At 73.9% G+C, this 20,131-nt stretch carries 11 protein-coding genes and 1 tRNA gene; 2 read left to right on the top strand and 10 right to left on the bottom strand.

The window, feature by feature from the left end; genetic code table 11:
* The 5 genes from ABL310_RS15545 to ABL310_RS15525 are packed head-to-tail and all read right to left on the bottom strand — an operon-like array spanning position 1 to position 4,715.
* Positions 1–891 carry a TIGR01459 family HAD-type hydrolase gene (locus ABL310_RS15545; RefSeq protein ID WP_349367919.1) on the bottom strand — a complete coding sequence of 297 codons (891 nt, stop codon included), beginning with the start codon at positions 889–891 and terminating at the stop codon, positions 1–3.
* On the bottom strand, positions 891–1,853 hold the full coding sequence (locus ABL310_RS15540; RefSeq protein ID WP_349367918.1) for an aminoglycoside phosphotransferase family protein: 963 nt from the start codon (positions 1,851–1,853) through the stop codon (positions 891–893). Before ABL310_RS15540 ends, ABL310_RS15545 begins: the two co-directional genes overlap by 1 nt.
* Positions 1,850–2,905 (bottom strand): hypothetical protein, encoded by a 1,056-nt coding sequence (locus ABL310_RS15535; RefSeq protein WP_349367917.1) that lies wholly within the window; start codon positions 2,903–2,905, stop codon positions 1,850–1,852. The genes ABL310_RS15540 and ABL310_RS15535 overlap by 4 nt, the downstream gene beginning before the upstream one ends.
* Positions 2,902–3,882 (bottom strand): NAD-dependent epimerase/dehydratase family protein, encoded by a 981-nt coding sequence (locus ABL310_RS15530; RefSeq protein WP_349367916.1) that lies wholly within the window; start codon positions 3,880–3,882, stop codon positions 2,902–2,904. Before ABL310_RS15530 ends, ABL310_RS15535 begins: the two co-directional genes overlap by 4 nt.
* Positions 3,879–4,715: a 2OG-Fe(II) oxygenase family protein gene (locus tag ABL310_RS15525; protein WP_349372071.1), complete on the bottom strand. Its 837-nt coding sequence runs from the start codon at positions 4,713–4,715 to the stop codon at positions 3,879–3,881. The genes ABL310_RS15530 and ABL310_RS15525 overlap by 4 nt, the downstream gene beginning before the upstream one ends.
* A 255-nt stretch (positions 4,716–4,970) precedes the next feature.
* On the opposite strand from ABL310_RS15525, the gene ABL310_RS15520 reads away from it, so the two are divergent.
* Complete coding sequence (locus ABL310_RS15520) at positions 4,971–5,252, top strand: tyrosine-type recombinase/integrase (RefSeq protein ID WP_349372070.1); 282 nt, start codon at positions 4,971–4,973, stop codon at positions 5,250–5,252.
* Between the two features lie 157 nt (positions 5,253–5,409).
* Positions 5,410–5,485 (top strand) — tRNA-Ile (locus tag ABL310_RS15515).
* Positions 5,486–5,537: 52 nt separating this feature from the next.
* On the opposite strand, the gene ABL310_RS15510 is transcribed toward ABL310_RS15515, so the two are convergent.
* From ABL310_RS15510 to ABL310_RS15490, 5 genes are all read right to left on the bottom strand, one after another.
* The gene (locus tag ABL310_RS15510; RefSeq protein WP_349367915.1) at positions 5,538–5,777 is read right to left on the bottom strand and encodes a hypothetical protein; all 240 of its coding nucleotides are present in this window, start codon (positions 5,775–5,777) and stop codon (positions 5,538–5,540) included.
* Positions 5,778–5,985: 208 nt separating this feature from the next.
* Positions 5,986–9,210 carry an amino acid adenylation domain-containing protein gene (locus ABL310_RS15505; RefSeq protein ID WP_349367914.1) on the bottom strand — a complete coding sequence of 1,075 codons (3,225 nt, stop codon included), beginning with the start codon at positions 9,208–9,210 and terminating at the stop codon, positions 5,986–5,988.
* Positions 9,207–13,475, bottom strand: a complete 4,269-nt coding sequence (locus ABL310_RS15500) for an amino acid adenylation domain-containing protein (protein WP_349367913.1) — start codon at positions 13,473–13,475, stop codon at positions 9,207–9,209. Before ABL310_RS15500 ends, ABL310_RS15505 begins: the two co-directional genes overlap by 4 nt.
* Positions 13,465–14,481, bottom strand: coding sequence for a TauD/TfdA family dioxygenase (locus ABL310_RS15495; RefSeq protein ID WP_349367912.1), 1,017 nt, complete (start codon positions 14,479–14,481; stop codon positions 13,465–13,467). The genes ABL310_RS15500 and ABL310_RS15495 overlap by 11 nt, the downstream gene beginning before the upstream one ends.
* On the bottom strand, positions 14,478–20,087 hold the full coding sequence (locus ABL310_RS15490; protein WP_349367911.1) for an SDR family NAD(P)-dependent oxidoreductase: 5,610 nt from the start codon (positions 20,085–20,087) through the stop codon (positions 14,478–14,480). Before ABL310_RS15490 ends, ABL310_RS15495 begins: the two co-directional genes overlap by 4 nt.
* Positions 20,088–20,131: the final 44 nt, after the last annotated feature.

The raw sequence follows: 20,131 nt of genomic DNA, 5'->3' as shown, positions 1-20,131 counted from the left end.
TCAGAACGCCATCGACGGGGCGACGTAGGTCGGGCGAAGCGCCTCGGGGACGTTCGGCCCGGCCAGCACGCGGCAGGCCGTTCGGGGCTCGGTCGCCCCGACGCGGGCGGCGCCGGCGCCGGTGAGGACGAGGCAGCTCGCGAACCCGCGCCGGCGCGCGCCGGCCACGTCGGATTCGAGCTGGTCGCCGATCATCAGGACGCGCTCCGGCGGCACGTCCAGGCCGGCGAGCGCCGCATCGTAGACGGCGCCCTCGGGCTTGCCGAAGTTGACGCAAGGGCCGCCTCCGGCGGCGTAGGCGGCGACGATCGCGGCGAGCCCCGCGACCACGCCGCGCGTCGCGGAGACGGAGAGCGCGTCGGCGCTCGGCGACAACAGCGGCCGGCCCGCGACGCGCGCCCGCTCCAGCCAGCCGCGATGCTCGTCGAGCCCCTCGCCCGGAGCGACGCTGAGGAGCACGACGCAATCCGCCTCGGCGGGGTCGTCGACGCGCGTGCATCCGACGCCGTCGAGCAGGACCTCGTCGCCCGCGTCCGCGACGCAGAACACGCGCACCCCCGCCCTCGCCGCGCGCGCGGCGAGGGCGTCGCGAAGCAGCTCCGCGGAGGAGACGAGGGCGTGATACGACGCGCGACCGACGCCGAAGCGCGTCGCCAGCCGCGCCTCGTTGACGGCGACCGTCTTGCTCGAATTGGTCAGGAGAACGACGCGCTTGCCGTGCGCCATCAGGTCCGCCAGCGCGTCCTGCGCGCCGGGATAGAGCGCGACGCCGTCGTGCAGGACGCCCCACTGGTCGACGAGGAAGACGTCGTAGGCGCCCGCGATCTCGGAGAGCCGGGCGATCGGACGCGGGCCCGAGCCCGCCGCGTGCGGGCGCGCATCCGCCGTCATCACGCGAACTCCGCCCGTTCCAGGTACGCGCGCCAGTCCGCGAGCCGTCCGAAATAGGCGCAGCCGGGACGCTCGTGCAGAACCATGAAGACCGCCATGCGCACCTTCCAGAATTGCGTGAAGACATGAACGAGGCGCAGGAGCGCCGGCTCGGCGCCGACGAGCCCGCGGCGGCGCAGATAGGTCTCGCGCAGGTGCGCGGCCTCTTCGGGCGCGCCCGCGAGGTCGAGAGCGTGCAGCTGCACGAGATCGTAGGCGGGGCTGCGCAATCGCGCCGCCTCCCAGTCGATCAGCACGCACCGCCCGTCTGCGGCGACGATGATGTTTCGCGCGTGAACGTCCCCATGGACGAGGGAGGGGCGCACGAGATCGACCGGCGCCTCCGCGATGGCGGCGAGCCAGCCGCGCGTCGCCGCCTCGAGGGAGGCGACGGAGGCGGGCGCGACCCGGCCGAGCGCATCGGCCTCCGCCGCGAACAGCCCGCCCCAGAACCCGAGCACCTCGTCCGATGCATGGTCAACGCGCCGCAGCGTCCCGAAACCGTGCGCCGGACGCGCGTGGATCACGGCGAGATCCTCCGCGACCCGAGTGAGCAGCGCGCGGCGCGGCGTGGGCGAGACGGACGGATCCCGCAGCACCGTGTCGAGCAGGGGACCGGCCACCTCCTCGAAGACCGCGGCGCGATGCGCCCCGATACGCCCGACGCCGAACAGATGAGGGCGCGCGGGCCGCTCCTTCGGCAGCAGCGGATAGGCGAAGCGCTCGGCGGCGAATTCCTGGCCGTAGAGGGGGTCCTCGAAACGACGGATCCGCACCACCACGGACGAGGGGGGCGCGTCGCCGAGCCGGACGCGGACGACCGTGTTCAGCATGCCCTCGGCGAGTGGCTCGACCGCGCGCACCCGCCAGCGGGGATCGATCCCGGCGAGGAGGCCCGTCAGCTCGTCGGGCGTCGGCGTCATGCGGCGCTCCAGAGCGCCGCGTTGCGGTCGATGCTCGCCATGTCCGTCAGGATCGGCTCGGCGTCCACCGTCTTGAGCCAGACGAGGTCGTCGGCGAGCGGGCTCGATCCGGTCGGATAGCCGTCGACGTCGAGCCCGACGCCCAGCCGCACGTACATGGCCGGCAGGTTGAGGCCCGCGCGGGCGAGGAACTGGATCGAGGTGTAGAAGCGCGAAGCCTGGATCTCGGTCGGATTCGGGATGCTCGCATCGTCGTAGGTGAGGTCGACGCTGACGATGCCGTGAGGCGCGAAACCCGCAGCCGCGATCGTCGCGCGCGCGATGGTCTCGATCTGCGGGTCGCTCGTCGTCGCTTGCGCCGCGGTGATGCCGCTCACGCCGGAGGGGCTGAGATGGGCGTATTCCCAATGCAGGCGCCTGCGGCCCTGCGCGACGACGAGCTCGCCGTTCCGCCACAGCCCGATCCACGTCGCCATGCGCGACGTCAGCCGCTCGGCCGCCGTGAACGAGCCCCATCCCCGATGACGCTCGATCCAGGCCCGAGCCAGGACGGGATCGGTCGTCGGCAGCGAGCCGCGCCCGCCGCTGCCGTGCGTCGCGCGCAGCCAGACGCTGCCGAAGCGTGCGAAGGCCTGCTCCAGATCGGCCGGGCCGCGCAGGAGGATGGTTTCGGGGACCGTGATCCCGGCCGCGACGCACCGGCGCGTGCACTCCCACTTGTCCTCGTAGACGCGAACCGCTTCGACGCGCGGCAAAAACACCGGCGCATCGAGGGCGTCGCGATGTTCCGAGACGATCTCGAGCTCGCGATTCGTATCGGCGGCGTAGACGAGATCGGGCGCGAGGCGCCGCACCAGCCGGACGAGCGCATCGAGATAGCCCGGTTCCGCCGCGCTCGGCAGGAGATGGCGCTCGTCCGCCACCGCGAGATGCAGCCTGTAGGGGTCGGTGTCGGCGCCGAGAATGCGGAAGGCGTCCGGCTCGAGACGCAGCGACTTGCAGAAATTGATGCCGGCGGGATCGCCGGCGCTGAGCACGAGGACGCGGATCACGATGCGCCCTCCTGCCCGTTTCCGCCCTGCCCCAGGCCGGCCTTGGCGAGCAGCGTCGCCTCGCCCGGCGTCGTCGGGCTCGCGACGCGCAGGTCCTCGAGACGGTAGGAGGCGAAGGTCTCGGCGAAGCCGCGCGCGTGCGGGCGCGGCCGCGTCGCGAGATCGGATGCCGCGAAGCGCGCCGCGTCGACGATGCAGGGCGCATCGCGGAACGGAAAGTAGCTGCGCGGCGGCTGCCGGGGATCGATCTCGCCGCCGAGCAGGATCGGCGGACGGGCGCCGGCGATCTCGCACAGGAGCTCGACCCAATCGCGGGCGCCGACCGTCTGCGCCTCGGCGACGTTGTAGATCTCGACGCCCGACCAGCCGACGCGCGCCAGCGCGACGACGATCGCCGCGAGATCGGCGACGTGCAGGAACTGGAGCGGCGCCGCGCCCGCGCCGGGCACGACGATCGGCCGCCCGGTCAGCGCGCGGGCGAACACGAAGGTCTCGCGATCGTTGTCGTTGCCCGGTCCGTAGAGGTAGGGCGGGCGCAGGATCGCGGTCGGGACGCCGTCCTCGGCGGCGAGGTGGATCCGGTCGGCGTCCGACTTCTCCAAGCCGTAGGCGCCCCAGACCGCCGCCCCGCCGATCGGGTCGTCCTCCCGCGGCGCGCGGTCGAGACCATCTGCGTAGACGGCGGCGCTGCCGAGATGGATCCAGCGGCCCACCCGTCCGGCGAGCGCGGTTCGGGCGCGCGCCGCCTGCGGGCCGGTATAGGCGCTCGTGTCGACGACGAGGTCGAAGGCCGGCGCGTCCGGCGCGCCGAGGGCGGCGACCGAGCGCTCGTCGTCGCGATCGAGCACGATCTGCCGCGTATGCGGCACACGCCGGGTGCCGCGATTGGCGAGCGTCACGGCGAAGCCGGCCTCGCGCAAGGCCGGGACGAGCGCCGAGCCGACGAAGCCGGAGCCTCCGAGGACGAGGACGTTCATGACGGCGCGCCCGCGTCGAGGGAGGCTGCGCGGTCGAGCGCAGGCAGGCCGAAGGCCGTCGAGGCGGCGATCGCGGCTTCGCGGATGTCGGCGCGTCTCCCGGCGGCGTCGGGAAGCCAGGCCTCCGGGGGCTCCTCCAGGCTCGGATTGACGAAGAACATCATGGAGATGCGGCTTGCGATCCCGGCGTCCCGGCGCACGCGGTGGCGCAGCGGAGCGATCCGGCCGCCGGTCATCGCCGTCAGGATGCTGCCCGGCATGACGACGAGAGCGTTCGGGTCGCGCGGGGCCGGACGGAAGGCGCCGTCGATCTCCAGCTCGAGGCCCGGCTGGTCGGCCGCGAGCACCGTGAGTAGATGACCGTCCTCGTGCGCATCCTGGAGAAGGTCTCGGCTCTCGCGCGACGGCCGGTAGTAGTTGACCTGCAGATAGGACCATTCGGAGGCCACGAGATCGTCCCCGGACGGAGCGAGATTCGCCTTGAGGTCGGCGAAGAGCGCGTCGACCTTCGGGGTGAGGACGTCCATGGCGCGGCGCAACGCCGCGTGGAGCGGGTTGTCGTCGATCCAGCCGAGATCGGCCGTCCGGCTCCGGTTTCGGGCGACGAGGCCGAACGCTTCGTTGAGATCCGGGCGTTCGGGGTCATCGGAATACTCGGCGCCGAGGTCTCGCCATCCCTCCAGCTGGCCGGGCATCGCGAACCGACGCTTCTCGTCGGAAGAGCGCTCGAAGAAGAGGCGGGCCGCCTCGAAAACATGCTCCATGTGCCCTGCCTCGCTCGCTCGAAGCGCGAGACTCGTCCATCCAGACTCAACCAGAAGCCGTGACGACATGTCCACTCCCGTTGCTCCGCTTGCAATCTGATGTGGCTAAGATGGCGATCGAAGCAGGTCAACCCCCGAGAGATGATTTTCTCCGAAACACCTTTTGATTAGCAAGCTATACATTGGCTTCGGCTCGAAAGCTCGTGCCCTGGCCCCAATGCCACCTCCAGGCCGAAGCTGCGCTGAGCGCCTACCTGGCGGAGAAGCTCGCGCCGCAGCACCGCCGCGACCAGGCGGTCCACGACGTGCTGGCATCGCAAGGGAATCGCCAGGTCGCACGTCGTCGCGTGGAACGGGCGGCCCGTCGGCGAGGTCAACGAGGGATTCGCGGCGGCGGTCAGGGCCGCCGGTCTTCCGCCCGAGGTGACGCCTCACGCGCTGCGCCACACGGCGGCGACCTGGCTCAGGCGCGCCGGGGTGCCGCTCTGGGACGCCGCCGGATACCTGGGCATGTCCGTCGAGGTGCTCGAGCGGGTCTACGGACAACACAGCCCCGACCACCAGGCGGCGGCCGTCGAGGGGATCGCGAAGCGGAAGGCGCGATGATCTTGCGGCCCGGCGGCCCGGCGCTTACAACGATCGCCGGTGCCGTGAACGCCCGTTCTAGGGGGACAGGACGGGGATAGGTGCACCGTGAACGAACGGCGATGCCGGACCACTCGGCCCGGGATCGCGCAGGCCACGAAGCCTCACCCCGCCTCGGGGGCCCGTAGCTCAATGGTTAGAGCCGGCCGCTCATAACGGTCTGGTTGCAGGTTCGAGTCCTGCCGGGCCCACCAGGAACTGCCCCGTCTCTGTCGCCTTCACGTGGAAATTGGGATCGTCTCTTCGCTAGCCGCCGGCCTGCCCCCGAAGCCGCGCGATGGCCTCGACGTAGGCCGCTCGGCGCTCGCGGTGACGCGTCGCCAGCGTCTCCACGAGCTGGGCGCGCAGGACCGGGCTGCGCGCGCTGCGTGCGGCCCCCGCCAGGCGCAGGTGGTGCTCATGGTCGAGGTTGGCGAGGGTCTCGGAGAGGAGCGAGACGAGACGGGCGCAATCGCACCCGTCCGGAACGCGGATGGTCACGGACATTCGGCAGGGCTCTGAATGCGAGAGTGGCGTTTTCGTTGGTGTTTTCGGGCGATCTTCGTCGCCTGCGCGGACGAGTACCGGAATTCCCCGCTGCCCGATCTGACATAGGTCAACACCGCCCGCGCGCGGATCGCCGCACCCTGCTGCTCGGCGCGATTAAGGCGTGTTCGGGATCGAGGGCGCACGTCGTCCTCCGCGCGGTCCCGCGTCAGGGGCGGTCGCGGCCCTCCATCGGCGCGAGATCGGCGAGCAGCGCCGCGCGCTCCTCCGCATCCAGTCCGGCGAGCTCCGCGTCGAGGACGACGTCGAGCATCGTCTCGACCGTGCGTGCGTTGAACAGCGCCCGCAGCGAGATCTCGATCTCGAAGCTCTGGCGCAGACGCGCCGCGACCTGCACGAGGAGCAGGGAATGGCCGCCGAGCGCGAAGAAATCGTCCGTCACGCCGATGTCGGGCGTCCCCAGGACCTCGGACCAGATCGCGGCGATGCGCCGCTCCTCCTCGGTTCGAGGCGCCACACGCGGCTTGTCGGGGCCTTGCGCGGCGTGCGCCGCCAGCGCCCTGCGATCCAGCTTGCCGTTCGGCGAGAGCGGCAGGGCGGCGTGGGAGACGAAGGCCGACGGCACCATCGCCTTCGGCAGGCGGGCCTCGAGACGCCTGATCAGGTCGTCGGGCGAGAGCCCCGCGCCGTCGGGCGAGGTCGGCGCCGGACGGGCGACGAGGTGCGCGACGAGCCGCGGCCCCCCGTCCGGCGCCTCCCCCACGGTCACGGCGGCCTCGGCCACGCCGTCGAGCGCGCGGAGGGCCGCCTCGATCTCGCCGAGCTCGATGCGCATGCCCCGCAGCTTGATCTGCGAGTCGCTGCGCCCGGCATGGACGAGCGATCCGTCGCCGAGGCGGCGGGCGAGGTCGCCGGTGCGGTACATGCGGGAGCCCGCCTCGTCGGCGAACGGATCGGGCAGGAAGCGCTCGGCCGTCAGGCCGGGCCGGCCGAGATAGCCGCGGGCCAGGTTGCGCCCGGCGATGAAGACCTCTCCGGTGGCGCCCGGCGACGCGGGCAGCAGGTTCCGGTCGAGCAGGTAGAGGCGGGTGTTGGCGATCGGTCGGCCGATCGGGACCTCGGTCGACCGCTCGTCGCGCGCGCAATCGTGGGAGCTGACGTCGATCGCCGCCTCGGCAGGGCCGTAGAGGTTGTGCACGCTGGCGCTCAGCCGGCTATGCGCCCGATCGCGATCGGCCCCGGTGAGGGCCTCGCCGCTGCAGATCACGCGGGCCAGGCTGCGGCAGGATTCGATCCCCGGGGTGGCGAGGAACGCCCTGAGCATCGACGGCACGAAGTGGCACAGGGTGACGCCCTCGGCGACGATCAGGTCGCGCAGGTAGTCCGGGTCGCGATGACCGTCGGGCGCCGCGACCACCATCGCCGCGCCCTCGGTCAGCGGCCAGATCAGCTCCCAGACCGAGACGTCGAACGTGTACGGCGTCTTGTGCAGGACGCGGTCGCCGGGGCCGATCGGGTAGGCGGACTGCATCCAGTCGATGCGGTTGCGCAGGCCGTCCCAGGTATTGACGACCGCCTTCGGCCGGCCCGTCGAGCCCGAGGTGAAGATCGCGTAGGCGGCGGCGTCCGGGTCCGGGTCCGGCACGGGCGCATCCCCGGACGGGGAGCGGGCGAGATCGTCGGCGCGCAGCCGGCGCACGCGCGCACCGGCTTGCGAGACGAGGCCGGCGAGCGGATCGGTGGCGAGGACCAGGGCCGCCCCGCTCTCCGCGATCAGGTCGGCCAGCCTCTGCGGCGCGTCCGACGGATCGAGCGGCAGGTAGACCGCGCCGGCCCGCATCGTCGCCAGGACGGCGAGCGGCAGCAGCGGCCCGCGCTCCAGCACGAGGGCGACCACGTCTTCCGGTCCGACGCCCGCCGCGGCGATCTCCTGCGCGAGCGCGCCCGATGCGTCCCAGAGCGCGCCGTAGCACACCCGCCCCTGCTCGCTAATCAGCGCGGTGGCGGCCCTGTCCTGGTCGGCGATCCGGCGCAGAAGAGACCGACGGTCGGTGAACTCGACCCGCGTGGCGTTGACCACCTCCGCCAGGAACCGCTCGTGGGCCTCGTCGACGAGAGCGATCGCGCCCAGCGTCCGGTCGGGGTCGCCGGTGACGGCGGCGATCGCCGCCTCGAAGCGCGTCCCGATCCGGCAGGCCGTTTCGCCGTCGATCCGGCCGGGGTCGTGCACGACGAGGATCTGCTTGGGGGACCCGAGCTGGACACCGACGTTGAGGGCGAAATTGGTCTGGTCGATGAAGCGGTAGTCCCGGACCGCGAGATCGGCGAACCGATCGACCGAGCCGGCGAGGCTGGCGCCTTCCAGGACCAGGATGTGATCGAACAGCGGTTCCTCGGACGGAACGGGCGACAGCGTGCGCAGGTCGGACAGCGCGATGTGGGCGTGGTCGCTCGCCGCCGCGAGGATGTCCGCGACCTCCTCGAGCCAGGGACCGACCCGGCGGTCGGGAGGCAGCGGCACGTTCAGCGGGACGGTGTTGAGGAAGAGCCCCACGGTCGATTCCACGCCGGCCAGATCGGCGGGGCGCCCGGACGCCGTGAGCCCGAACAGGGCGTCGTCGGAATCGGCATGGCGGGCGACGACCAGGGCCCAGGCGGCCGCGAGCACCGCCGCCTCGGTGATGCCGCGTGCATGGGCTGTGCGCCGAACGGCGTCCGCAGCCGCCTCGGCGAGCGGTCGTGCGTGCTCGACCAGAGGCGCCTCGGCCGCTTTCGGCGCCGGGTCGGCGGGGACCATCGGGGTCGGCGACGCGGCCGAGGACAGCGCCGAGCGCCAGAAGTCCAGGTCCTGCGAGCGATCGCGCCGGTCGAGCCAGTCGACGTAGTCCTGGAACGGGCGCGCCGGGCGCAGATCGGCGGGCCGGCCGTCCCGCTCCGCCGCGTAGAGCGCCGCGAGCTCGTCGATCGCCAGCGCCATCGACCATCCGTCCATCAGGACGTGGTGGCGGGTCCAGACCAGCAGATGGTCCTCGTCCGATGCCCGGATCAAGGCGACGCGCATCAGAGGCGCCGAGTCCGGGGCGAAGCGCGTGGCGACGTCCTCCTCGAGGAAAGCCGCCTCCCGCGCCGAGCGCTCGTCGCCCGGAAGGCCAGACCAGTCGACGATCCGGAACGGCAGGGCGACGCGAGCCGCGACCACCTGCAGCGGGCGCTCGAGGCCTTGCGAGACGAACGCCGTCCGCAGGGCCGGGTGCCGCGCGAGCAGGGCCTCGAACGCCCGCTCCAGGGCGGCGGCGTCGAGCGGTCCCAGGAGGCGGCAGGCGAGCTGCCCGACGAAGGCGCCCGCGCCGGCGGCGTCGCTGTAGAGCAGCATCGTCTCCTGCATCGGCGTCAGCCCGTAGATCGCTTCGGCGCCGTCGAATACGGAGGTCATGAGCCCTCGTCGGAGTTCAGGCGGGCGGCCAGGGCGGCGAGGCGTCCCAGGTGATCGGATGCGAGCCGGTCGATGGTGCCGACGTCGTGGAGCGTCGCCGCATGGCTCCAGCGCACCCGGAGGCGGCCGTCGAGGATCTCCGCGTCGATCTCGAGGAGGCAGCGCCGGGGGAGGTCGGGATCGCGTTCGCGACCGGTGGCGCCGTCCTCGACGACGAAGAGCGGATCCGGCGAGGGCGGCGCGTCCGTGCGCCCGAGGAAATTGAGCAGGACGTCCCCGTCCGCGCCGGCATTCGCCCACAATCCGTAGCCGAAACCGTCGTCGGGAACGCGGTCGATCTGCTCCAGCAGGGCGCGCAGGCGGTCGGGCCCGTCGGCTTCGGGAACGCGCAGGACGAGCGGATGGGCGGTCGTGAACCAGCCGACGGTACGCTCGCTGGAGAGCCCCACCAGATCGTCGGCGCGCCCGTGGTGCTCCCGGTCGATGCGCACCACGGAGGCCCCGGACCAGGCGGCGAGCGTCTCGGCCAGCGTGGCCGTCAGCACGGCGTCGAGGCCGCTCGAGAGCGCGCCGGGCGCCAGCCGCGCCAGACGATCGGTCGCCGCCGCGTCGAGGGTGACCGCGACGTGATGGACGTCGCCCTCGCGGTTCGTCCCGTGCTGCCGGTCGCGTGGCAGGGCGGGGACGGCGGCGGCGCTCTGGTTCGCCCAGAACGACGGCGAGAGACGCTCCGGCGGCAGGTCTCGGATCGCCGTCGCCCAGGTGGCGAACGATGCCGGCGCCGCCGGCCACGCGACGGAGCGGCCGCTCTCGAGAGCGCGGTAGGCGATCTCGAGATCCTCCACGACGATCCGCCAGGAGGCGGCGTCGATCGCCAGATGATGCACGACCGCGAGAAGCAGGTCTGCGCCCCCGGCGCCCCTGCGGATCACCGCGAGGCGGGCCTGCCGGCCCGAGGCCGGATCGAGGCCGGCATGGAGACGCTCCCATGCGCCCGCCTCGATGCCGGAATGCGCCGCTTCCGGGACGCGCGCGAGATCGTAGAGCAGCGGCGGGTCGACATGCGCGGGGCCGGGCGTCTGCCGCCAGCCCTCGGGCGTCGCCTCGAAGCGCATCCGCAGCGCGTCGTGCCGGGCGACCACCTCGGCGAAGGCGCGCTCCAGGCGGGCGAGATCCAGCGGCTCCCGCGCGACGACGCGCAGGCTCTGATCGTAGCGGGCGGGAACCGTCCCCGCACGCTCGACGAGCCAGGCCTGCATCGGCGTCAGCGGAGCGGAGCCCGCCGATGCCGCCGGCGCCGTCACGGCCGCGGCGGGCCGGTCGAGCGGGCGACGCGGGGCCGCCGCGAGCAGCCCCGCGATGGTCGGGTGCTTGAGGAGAAGCCGTGGGCTCGCGTCGATGCCCGCCTGGCGCATCCGCGTCGCTGCGCGCAGGGCGAGCAGCGAATCGCCGCCGAGCCGGAAGAAATCGTCGTCGATCCCGATCGCGTCGCGGTCGAGCAGCTCCGCCCAGATCGCGGCGACCGTCCTCTCGGTCCCGTCTCGCGGCGCGCGCGAGACGGCCGAGCCCGCCGCCTGGCCCGGGGCCGGCAGCGCCGAGCGATCCAGCTTGCCGGTCCGGCCGCGCGGCAGGGCCTCGAGCGTGACGAAGGTCTGCGGCCGCATCCAGGCGGGGAGCGCCTGGACGGCCGCGCGGTAGCGCGCGTCGTCTTCCGGTGCGCTCTCGCGCGGGACGACGTAGGCCACGAGGCGTCCGTCGCGGACCGTCGCGGCGGCTGCGCGGACGCACGGGTCCGCCAGGAGGCGCGCCTCGATCTCCTCGAGCTCGATCCGATGGCCGCGCAGCTTGACCTGGTTGTCGGTCCGCCCCTGGTACAGGATCCGTCCCTCGGCGGCCAGCATGCCCCGGTCGCCGACCCGGTAGAGCCGGGCGCCGGGCTCGCGGGCGAAGGGATCGGGCACGAAGCGGGACGCGGTTTGCGCCGGCCCGGCGGCGTAGCCGCGCGCCAGTCCCGGGCCACCGATGCAGATCTCGCCCGGGACCCCCGGCGGAAGCGGCCGAAGGTGGCGATCGACCACCCGCGCCGTGGCGCCGGGAATCGCGACGCCGATGGGGACGGGTCCGTCGCCATCGGCGTCCAGGCGCGCGGCGGTGCACCAGACGGTCGCCTCGGTCGGGCCGTACTCGTTCTCGAGGCGCGTTCCCGGCAGCCGCTCGCGATGACGGCCGATCAAGGCGCGCGGGCAGGGCTCGCCGGCGACGATCACCAGCGAAAGGCCGTCGAGGTCGCCCGGGGCCGCGGCCTCGAGCACCGCGTCGTACAGGCCGGGGAGCATGAGCGTGTGCGTGACCGCGCGCTCGCGGATCAGCCGGGCCAGGGCGCCGGCGTCCTCGGCTTCCTCCTCGGTGGGGAGCACCACGACCCCGCCGGTGGCGAGCGTCCAGTACAGGCCGGCGACAGAGCTGTCGAAGCCCAGCGGCGAGACCACGAGAAACCGCTGCGGATTCTCGCCGTAGTGCCGCGTGCGTGCGGCTGTCGAGGCCGCGAGGCCGCGATGCTCCACCGCGACGGCCTTGGGGGTGCCGGTCGAGCCGCTGGTGAAGAGCAGGTAGGCGAGGTCCCCGGGCGCCCGCGCGGGCAGGTCTCGGCGGGCGGCGTCGACGGGCGGCGGCGCGGCGATCTCGGCGGCCGGATCCGCCGTACGCCGCATCTGCGCGAGACGGGCTTCCGGCAGGTCCGGATCGAAGGGCGTGTAGGGGCGCCCGGCCCGCCACGCGCCGATCATCGCCGCCAGCGCGTCCGGGCCGCGGGGGAGGCGGACGGCGACCGGTCGCTCGTCCGAGCCGCTCGGCGCGTCCAGCGAGGCGGCGACGGCGCCGGCCCGGCGCCAGAGCTCGTCGTAGGTGAGCGCGATCTCGCCCTGGATCACAGCGAGCGACCCGCCGCGATCGGCGACGCAGGCCGCGATCCGCTCCGGGACGAGCGTCGTGGGGCCCGGCAGGTCCGGCCCGTCGCCGAAGGCGAGGAGCTCGTCCCGGCTCGTCGCGTCGAGCCAGTCCAGAGCGTCGACGGGGGACGTCCGGTCGGCGGCGGCGGCGTCCGCGAGCGCCGCGAACAGGCGCGCCAGGCGGCGCGCCTGTGCGTCGTCGCATGCCTCGGCGTCCGCCAGGAGCACGATCCGGCGGGCGACGGCATCGACCCGAAGGACGAGGGGAGGGGCCGCGGGCTCGGGGTCGAGACGCTCGATCGCGGCGTCCCATCCGGCGCGCAGATCGAGCCCGATGGCTGCCCGGGGCGCCGCCGCGTCGCCGAGGCCCGCTTCCATCAGGTGCTGCCAATCGGTCACCCGGCCGAGATCGTCCTCGGCCGCCTGCCGCCAGTCGCCGAACCCGGCCGAGAGGCCGGTGTCGACGCTGACCGGAAGCCATCGCGCCAGCGGGCCGACGGCGCCGTGCAGATCCTCGAGATCCCGGCCGTCGCGGCGGACGGCGACGCATGCCGGCTCGGCGCCGGCGCAGCGGCCGGCGAAGACCAGCGCCACGGCCGCGATCTCGGCGGCCGACGGCGCGTCGCCCGACCAAGCCGCCGGCCAGGGCGCGACGACCGCGTTGCGCGGCCCGCGCCCGTCGATCGCCTCGTTCGAGAAGGCGACCGGGGCGTCGCGGAGATCGGCGGCGCGCCGGCGCCAGAACGCGATTCCGGCGGCGGCGTCCGGATCCTCCGCCAGGCTCGCCGCCCACTCGGCGACGTCCGGATATTGCAGGACCTCCGGCGGATCGCCCGTTTCGGTCAAGCGCTCGGCCAGGAAGACGAGGCTGTCGCCGTCGAGGACGTGGGCGCCGCCGGAGAGGACGAGCCGGGCTGCGTCCTCGGACACGAGGAGCCGCGCCTCGGCGGCCGGCGTGGCGGCCGGATCGACGGGGGCTCGCGAGAGCGCGGCGATGCGCGCGGGAACCGCCCCCGCGTCGAGCTTCTCCACCGAGAAGGGAGCGCGCACCCCGTCCTCGACCACCTGGAGTGGAACCGTCGACCAGCTCGGCGTGCGGCAGGCCGTGCGCAGGATCTCCAGCTCGTCCACGCATCGCGACCAGCGCGCGGCGAGGAGCGCCGTGTCGGTCCCCGTGGCGAGCCGCTTCACCAGCGAGAGGCGCGGCACGGTCGGCTCCGCGGAGCGGCGGAACAGGCTCTCCTGCTGGGGCGACAGCCGATAGCCCTCCGCCTCCGCCTCCGGCGCGGCGGCGTGGGGCGCCGGATCAGCCGTCATGGGGCTCGGCCATCGCCACGAGGACTCTCCGACGGCCCGAATAGGGCTGGCGGCCGTGGGCGATGCTCATGTTGTCGACGAGCAGGATGTCCCCGTCCTCCCACGCGAAGCGCCGCTCCTCGGCATGATAGGCCGCCAGGATCTCGTCCACGACGGACACCGGGATCTCCGAGCCGTCGCCGAAGGTCGTCGCGTAGGGCATGCGGTCCGAGCCGAGCTCGGCTTCGAGCGCGTCGCGATCCGGGCCGGCATAGGCGCTGACGTGGAAGAAGGCCGCGTGGTTGAACCACACCCGCTCGCCGGTCCGCGGATGGCGCCGGATCGCCGGCCGGGTCTGGCGCGTGGCGAGGCGGTCGTCCTCTCCCCATTCGTAGCCGATGCCGTTGGCCGTGCAGAAGGCTTCGACCTCGGCGCGGTCCTCGGTCTGGAAGACCTCCTGCCAAGGCAGGCCGAAACCGTCGTTGTAGCGGCGCACGAGGGTGAAGCCGCTCGCCTCGAAGCGGGCGACGGTCTCCGGCGACAGGCGGTCGAGGACCCGGGCCATGTCGGCGAGCGGCGTCTCGCCGCCCGTCTCCGCCGCGACGTCGCAGGCGAAATAGAGCTTCAGCGGCCACCGCCGCCAATACGTGCCCTCGTTGTGAAGCTCGATGCGCCGGTCCGCCGGATAGCTGGTCGAGGTGTAGAGCTTGCTGCCCAGCGCTTCGCGCGGCGTGGTGCGGTCCTTGTAGTCGAGCAGGCTGTTGTCGCTGCTCGCGGCGACGAAATCGGCGAGCTGGGCGGCCGACTGGCGGTCGAATCCGCGAAACAGCAGCGCCTTGTGCCGGCGCAGCAGATCGGCCACCAGGTCGCGCTGCGTGGCCGACCAGCCGACCAGATCGACGCCGCTCGCCTGCGGGGTGACGAGAGCCGGCCACCAGCCCTCGTCGCCGAGCGGGCGGCAGGCGACGAGGTCGCTCGCGTTGGGCTGCAGGGCGCGACGCCTGAACGCGCCAGGTCCGGTTTTCATGACTCGGTCCCCCGAATGACGGAGCGCGCGGAGCGCCGCGCCGTCGCCAGCCGTCTGCGCTGGTTGTCGGCGAACCGCTCCGTCCGGTTGCTTTTTGCTTCCGTGCGGATGTCATCGCAGAGCGCGAGCATCTCCGCAACCTCGGTATCGGGAGCCGCGACGCTGCGCTCGAGAACGCGCAGGAAGGCCGCCGACAGATCCGCGATCGTGTCCTCGTGGTAGAGCGACCGAGCGAACTCCAGGTGGCCGACGAGGCCGTCGCCCTCCGGCTCCAGCACGAGCGCGATCGGGATTCGCGCCGGTCGATCGGCGAGGCGCAGCGGCGTCACCGCGAGGCCGTCGTCGAGCCGGCGGGGCGCGACATGCGTCAGCAGCGTCATCCAGGCCCTGAACGGCGCCGTACCCGCCGGCAGGCCGAGCGCTTCCTGGACCCGTTCCACCGGAACGGTCCCGTGCGCATGGGCCGCCGCGACGATCCCGGCGCATCGCCGCGCCTGATCGGCGAAGCTCGCCGCGTCCGCGACGGCGATGCGCAGCACCGCCGGGTTGACGAAATAGCCGACCATCCGGTCGGCGCCGGGTTCGCTCCGCCCGGCTAGAGGCGTGCCGAGCACGACGTCGCGCGTCCCGCCCGAGCCGGCCAAGGCGATTCCGAACGCCGTGAGCAGCCAGACGAACGGCGTCGTCTCGGCGGCGGCGGCCGCGGCGCGCACCCGCGACAGGAGGTCGGCCGAGATCGTCGCGGTCACGACGCCGCCGGCATGGGGACGGTCGTCCGGCGGCGCCGTGACGTCGGCCGGCAGCGGCGGCGCGGACGGCAGATCGGCGAGCGCCTCGCGCCAGTAGGCGATGTCGGCGTCGTCGTCCGCCCGGCGCGAGCGGGCGAGGCAGATGTCGGCGAACTGCACCGGATCCGCAGCGATCGGGGGGGCGCCCGCCCGGGCCGCACGGTAGAGCGTCCCGAGATCCTCCAGCAGCAGGCCGATGGACCAGTCGTCCACGACGATGTGGTGCAGGGACAGCAGCAGCGTGTGGCGATCCGGGCCATGCCGCAGCAGACGGGCGCGCCAGGGCGGGTCGGCCGCGAGATCGAAGGGCCGGGCGAAGAAGGCCTCCATCGCCGCGGCGTCGTCCTCGGCCGCCTCCGCGATCGGGAGCCGCCACCCGGTCGGCGGCGGGTCGATCACCTGTCGCGGCGCGCCGTCGACGGCCACGAACCGCGTCCGCAGCGGCTCGTGACGGGCCGCGAGCGCCGCGAGCGCGCCCTGGAGCGCCGGCGCGTCGAGCGCTCCGGCGATGCGATAGGCGGCGTTCACGGCGAAATTCGAGCGCTCCGGCGACATCTGCTCGGCGATCCAGATGCTGCGTTGTCCGGGGAGGATCGGCAGCGGGACCGTCCGGTCCGCGACGGCCGGCGGCTCGTCGCGGTCGGCGGCCCGCGCCCCGGTCGCCGCGCGCAAGCCCGCGAGCGTCGGCGCGGCGAGGAAATCGGCGAGACCGATCTCGACGCCGAGCGACCGGCGGATGCGCGAGAGGATCTGCAGCGCGAGCAGCGACGACCCGCCGAGCTCGAAGAAGTTCTCGTCGTCCCCGCACTGCTCGACGCCGAGGACGTCCCTCCACGCGGCCTCGAGCGGGTCTTCCGGCTCAGGCCCGGGATCGGCGCGGGAGGAGCGGGCGGCCGTCGCGACCTCGCGCGACGTGGCGATGCGCATCCAGCGGTCGCGGCGTGGTCCGTAGGGCGTGGCGGAGACGATGGCGGCGCCCGTGAGGCCGCCCATCGCCGCCCCGATCAGCCGAACGAGCGCGGCGCGCCCGCTGGCGGGGGTCAGGGCATCGTCGCCCGTGCCGCGGTCGTCGAGCACGAACGCGTCGAGATCGGCGGCGAGCCAGGGCCGGCCGAGCCGGCCCTGGGCTTCGGCCGTGGCGTCCAGGACCGCGTTCGCGGCGGCATAGGCGCCGTAGCCGACGCCGCCGAGCCGGGTCGACAGGGACGAGACGAGCAGGCAGAAGCCGTGCTCGATGCCGTCCAGCGCCCGGACGAGCGCGGCCGCGCCCTCGACCTTCGCGGGCCGGTGGCGGGACCACGCCGCGGCCATCGCTCCGGCCAGCGGCCCGAAACCGGAGGGGTCCAGGCTCCCGGCGGCATGAACGACGCCGCCGAGCCGGCCGTGGCGCCGCAGGATCGTGGCGACGGCGTCGGACAGGGTTCCGGGCTTCGCCACGTCTCCGGTGAGGTCGTGGAGGCGCACGCCGGACGGCGCCGTCACCCGCCCTCCGGACCGCGACAGCAGGTAGACGTCGACCGGGTCGTCTCCGGCGAGCGCTGCGACGGCCGCCGCCGCGATGCGGCCGACGCCGCCATGGCCGCCGGTGATCAGCACCGGGCCGGCGATCCGCGCCGCGTCGCGCGCCTCGGGCACGGCCTCCTCGGTCGGCAGCCAGCGCCTCCCCGCGCGATAGGCGACGACCGGCTCGCGGATGCCGGCCGCGAGGTCCGCCGCGAGAAGCGGGGCGGCGCGGACGGGATCGTCGGCGTCGGCGATCAGGCAGGCGACCTCGGGATGCTCCAGCGGCAGGCAGCGCATCGCCCCGAGCCCGACGGCGGCTTGCGGCTCCAGCCGCTCCGTGCCCGTCACGTCGAACAGGCCCGCCGTCAGCCAGCCGACGGCGAGCGCGCGTCCCCGTCCCCGCCCGTCGACGGCGCGGGCCACGGCCACGATCCGCTCCAGCGCGTCGCCTCCCGCTCCCGTCAGCACCAGCCCGGCGACGTCGTCGGCGAACGCGTCGCCGAGCCTCCCGGGCGCGTAGGCTCGCGCCTGCGCGCCCTTCGACGCGAGCGCGGCGACGAGAGGCGCGGCGAGCCCGTCGCCGGCGTCCTCCACGAGCCACGTGCCGGCGAGGGCGCCTGGTCCGGATACGGCGCCCGGTCGAGGGTCGCGCCGCCAGGCCGGGAGCAGGATCTGCGGCAGGACCGGAGCGGGCTCCGGTTCGGCGCGGGGCGCCGCCGGCTCGAGCCAGTGGCGCTCGCGCGCGAACGGGTAGGGGGGAAGATCGACCACCTGCGCGTCGCCGGTGGGGCCCAGCGGCGCCCAGTCCACCTCGGCTCCGGCGGTCCAGGCGCCGCCGACCGCGTGGAGCACGACCTCGACCTCGTCGCGCCGCTCCTGCGGATGCGCCAGCACGGCATGCGCCGACGTTCCCCGCGGCGTCGCCGGGTGCCGCAGGGCGAGCGAGGTCAGGGTCCGGCCCGGCCCGGTCTCGAGCAGCAGCGGCCGGCCGCGCCGCAGCACCGTCTCGAGCCCGTCCGCGAACAGCACCGGCGCGCGGAGCTGGCGGCACCAATAGTCCGGCGCGGTGGCCTCGGCGTCCGTGAGCGGCTTCCCCGTCAGGTTGGAGACGACGGGCAGCCGCGGCGGACGCAGCGCGATCCGCTCGAGCTCGGCGTGGAAGGCCTCGAGCATCGGCTCCATCATCGCCGAATGGAAGGCGTGCGAGGTGGCCAGCGGCCGGCAGGCGTGACCCGCCTCCTCGAGAGCCGCCTCCACCTCGGCGACGTCGGCCGGGGGACCGGAGATCACGGTGACGTCCGGCGCGTTGGAGGCCGCGATCGAGACCGACCCGCGCAGGTGCGTCGACACCGACGCGACGTCGGCCCCCACGGCCACCATCCGCCCCGGGGGCAGGGCCTGCATCAGGGCGCCGCGCCGGGCAACGAGCCGCACCCCGTCGGCGAAGTCGAAGACCCCCGCGATGCAGGCCGCGGCGTATTCCCCGAGGCTGTGGCCGATCACTGTCTCCGGCGCGAGGCCGAAGGCCTGCAGAAGCCGTGCGCAGGCGACGTCCGTGACGAACACCAGCGGCTGCGTCAGCCGCGTCTGCGCGAGATCGGAGCGCGCGCCGTCGAACATCACGCGCCGGACGTCGTCGCCGATCAGCGGATCGAGGATGGCGGCGGCGGCGTCGATCACGTCGCGGTAGGCGGGAAACGCCTCGTAGAGGCCGCGACCCATGCCGGCATGCTGCGCGCCCTGGCCCGGCATCAGGAAGACGCGGGTCGGCGGCGCGTCTGTCGGCGCCGTCGCGGCGCGCGGCGCAGCGCCGGGATCCTCGACGGAGAAGGGCGCCTCCTCGCCCGTCGCGATCCGGACGTGGCGGCTGCGCAGGCCCGCCTGCGTCCGCCGCAGGGTGACGGACAGGTCGTCCGGGTCCGGCCGATCCCGGGCGACGGTCTCCGCGAGATCGCGCAGCCGGCGCTCCAGCGCTTCCGGATCCGCGGCCGCGACGGGGAAGATCCGCGCCCGCGCGAGCGGGCGTCCATATCGCCGGGGACGCTCCGGTGGCGCTTCCAGGACCACGTGGGCGTTGCTGCCGCCGATCCCGAACGAGCTGACCCCCGCCATTCCGCGCCCGGTGATCGGCTGGGGCGTGTCGTGCACGGCGAAGCCTCGGTCCGCGAGGCCGAGCCGCGGGTCGGCGGCGGAGAAGTTCACCTGAGGCGGCAGCACGCCATGCCGCAGCGCCAACGCGGCCTTGATCAGGCCGGCCGCCCCGGCGACCGTGTCGGTATGGCCGATATTCGCCTTCACGGAGCCGAGAGGGCAGGGCGGGGAGCGCGTCGATCCGGCGAACACCGCGGCGAGCGCCGCCACCTCGACCGCATCGCCGAGGGCCGTTCCGGTGCCGTGGGCCTCGACGAAGGAGAGGTCGGCCGGCTCGCAGCCCGCGACCGCCAAAGCTTCAGCGACGGCGCCGATCTGGCCGGCTTCGCTCGGCGCGGTGAAGCCGAGCTTGTCCGCCCCGTCGTTGTTGACCGCCGAGCCCCTGATCACGGCGTGGATCCGATCGCCGCTCGCCAGGGCGTCGTCGAGCCGCCGCAGGGCGAGCATCGCCACACCGTCGCCGAACACGGTGCCGGCGGCGTCCCGGTCGAAGGGACGGCAATGGCCGTCGGGGGATTCGATGCCGTCGGGCTCGTGCAGATAGCCCGCGCGTCCCGGCAGGCGCAGCGAGCAGGCGCCGGCGAGGGCGAGGTCGCTCTCCCCCAGGATCAGGCTCTGGCAGGCGAGGTGGACGCCGACGAGCGCGGTGGAGCAGGCGGTCTGCACCGACACGGCGGCGCCGTTCAGCCCGAGCCTGTAGGCGATCCGCGTCGCGGCGAAATCCTTGTCGTTGCCGACGTAGGACAGGAACTGCCTGGACGGGTCGCCCGCGGCGTGCTCGAGGTCGCGCCAGAAATGCACGTTCGCGCCGGTGCCCGCGTAGACGCTGACCGCGCCGGGCGCGGTCGCCGGCGCGTAGCCCGCGTCGCCGAGCGCGTGATAGGCGCATTCGAGCAGGAGCCGCTGCTGGGGATCGGTGCGGCGCGCCTCCGCGGGCGTCGCGTGGAAGAACGCGGCGTCGAATCGATCCGCGTCCGCGACGAAGCCGGCGACCGGGACGTAGCGCGGGTCGTCGAGCAGCCGGGGCGGCACGCCGTCCGCGAGCATCTCCTCGCGGCCGAACCGGGTCAGGCACTCCTCGCCGGCGAGCAGCCTGTCCCAGAACGTGCGCCGGTCGGGGCAGCCCGGCAAGCGGCAAGCGATGCCGACGATCGCGATCTGCATGGCTGCCCCGTACCTTCGCCCGACGAATCGACATTATTCGGCGA

It is taken from the genome of Salinarimonas sp. (genome assembly GCF_040111675.1).
In the GTDB taxonomy this organism is placed as follows: Bacteria; Pseudomonadota; Alphaproteobacteria; order Rhizobiales; family Beijerinckiaceae; genus Salinarimonas.
The sequence above is the reverse complement of the archived record's forward strand: the minus strand, read 5'-3'. Positions and strand labels throughout refer to the sequence as shown.

Coding starts and splice junctions, on each gene's coding strand:
- ABL310_RS15490 (WP_349367911.1), bottom strand. CDS start 20,087: ATGCAGATCGCGATCGTCGGCATCGCTTGCCGCTTGCCGGGCTGCCCC.
- ABL310_RS15500 (WP_349367913.1), bottom strand. CDS start 13,475: ATGACGGCTGATCCGGCGCCCCACGCCGCCGCGCCGGAGGCGGAGGCG.
- ABL310_RS15510 (WP_349367915.1), bottom strand. CDS start 5,777: ATGTCCGTGACCATCCGCGTTCCGGACGGGTGCGATTGCGCCCGTCTC.
- ABL310_RS15540 (WP_349367918.1), bottom strand. CDS start 1,853: ATGACGCCGACGCCCGACGAGCTGACGGGCCTCCTCGCCGGGATCGAT.
- ABL310_RS15495 (WP_349367912.1), bottom strand. CDS start 14,481: ATGAAAACCGGACCTGGCGCGTTCAGGCGTCGCGCCCTGCAGCCCAAC.
- ABL310_RS15545 (WP_349367919.1), bottom strand. CDS start 891: ATGACGGCGGATGCGCGCCCGCACGCGGCGGGCTCGGGCCCGCGTCCG.
- ABL310_RS15530 (WP_349367916.1), bottom strand. CDS start 3,882: ATGAACGTCCTCGTCCTCGGAGGCTCCGGCTTCGTCGGCTCGGCGCTC.
- ABL310_RS15525 (WP_349372071.1), bottom strand. CDS start 4,715: ATGTCGTCACGGCTTCTGGTTGAGTCTGGATGGACGAGTCTCGCGCTT.
- ABL310_RS15505 (WP_349367914.1), bottom strand. CDS start 9,210: ATGACCTCCGTATTCGACGGCGCCGAAGCGATCTACGGGCTGACGCCG.